Genomic DNA, 1,576 nt, shown 5'->3' on the forward strand with positions numbered 1-1,576 from the left:
GGTGGCGACAGCTGTCGCCACCGACCACGGCACTTTTGTGAGAGGGATCACGCCTCACGGAACGAACTCCCGCGCGGGCCTACCGTCTTGTGTGCGGCGACACCCGTCTTTCCCCCCTCTCCCCCCGCACCAGATTGGACCCACCCCGTCCCATGTCGACGTCACGACGTTTCCATGCCCCGGTGGCCCTGCCCGCCGACCCGTCCTGTTCCGTGATCCGCGACGCGGTCCTCGACGTGGGCCCGGACGGCCGCATCACGTACTGCGGTACGGCCGCCGCCGCTCCCCCGGTCGGCGACGAGGTCCCCCGCACCCACCTGACCGGAATCCTCACGCCCGGCCTGGTCAACACCCACGCGCACTCCCCGATGACCCTGCTGCGGGGCCTCGGCGGCGACCTGCCGTTGCTGGAGTGGCTGCAGAACGCCATCTGGCCGGCCGAGGCACGGATGCGGCCCGAGGACGCCCGCGCCGGCATGCTGCTCGGCTGCGTCGAGATGCTCCGCTTCGGCGTGACCACGAGCGCCGAGATGTACGCGCACGCCGAACAGGTCGTCGACGCGGCCCTGGAGGCCGGCAGCCGTGTCCTGATCGCCCCCGCCGTGTTCGACCTGCCCGGAAAGGACTGGCGGGCCGACGTCGCCGCGACCGGCAAGTGGATCGACGCGGACGGCCTGCGCTTCGGAGCGGGCGACCGTATCGAGCTCTGCTACGGGCCGCACTCGACCTACACCCTGCCGCCGGAGGCACTGCGCCTCATCGCGGAGGAGGCCGCTCAGCGCGGCGCGCTGGTCCACATCCATGTCGCCGAGACGATCGCCGAGGACATCGCGACCCGGGAGCGCCACGGATCCGTCCCTCAACTCCTCAAGGAGACCGGGCTGTTGGACGGGCGGCTGCTGGCCGCCCACGCCGTCCACCTCTCCGACGACGACATCTCCCTGCTGGCGCGGGCGGGCGCGGGCGTCGCGCACTGCCCGGGCTCGAACGCCAAGCTCGCCTCCGGAACGGCTCGGGTGCACGAGCTGCGCGCGGCCTCGGTCGCGGTCGGCCTCGGCACCGACGGACCCGCGAGCAACGACGACCTCGACCTGTGGGAGGAGGCCCGGCTCGCGATGATGTTCGCCCGGCTCGCCACCTCCGACCCCCTGGCGCTCACCGCCGAGGACGCGTTCCTGATGGCGACGACCGTGGGAGCCGCGGCGCTCGGCAGGACCGACATCGGCGCGCTGCGCGCGGGCAACTGGGCGGACCTGGTCCATGTCGCCGTGGACGGGCCCCAGTTCGCCGCGGGCCTGGACGTCTCCGACACCCACCTCGTCTCCAACCTGATGTGGGCGGCAGGATCCCGCGCGGTCAACGACGTCTGGGTGGCGGGCGAGCCCGTCGTCGTGGACGGCGAGACCGTCCGCGTCGACCGCGTCGCCGCCCAGCGGGCCGCGGCCCGATCGACCGCCCACATCGTCTGAGGAGCACGTCATGGCTGTACGCGGGATCCTGGGGCGTCAGCGCCGTGAGTACAAGGCGCCGGAGCCGCACCCGTCGGGCGCCCGGGCGCCGAAGCTGCCCGGGATCA

At 73.0% G+C, this 1,576-nt stretch carries 1 protein-coding gene and 1 pseudogene; both read left to right on the forward strand.

Translation table 11 applies throughout. The annotated features are described in order from the left end of the window. Positions 1 to 182 precede the first annotated feature (182 nt). The gene (locus tag ACWDR3_RS47740) at positions 183 to 1,469 is read left to right on the forward strand and encodes an amidohydrolase family protein (RefSeq protein WP_450358945.1); all 1,287 of its coding nucleotides are present in this window, start codon (positions 183 to 185) and stop codon (positions 1,467 to 1,469) included. A 10-nt stretch (positions 1,470 to 1,479) separates the two neighbouring features. Continuing rightward, positions 1,480 to 1,576 (forward strand): annotated as a pseudogene (locus ACWDR3_RS47745) (isoprenyl transferase); the annotation flags it as partial.

It is taken from the genome of Streptomyces sp. NPDC001002 (assembly GCF_053599215.1).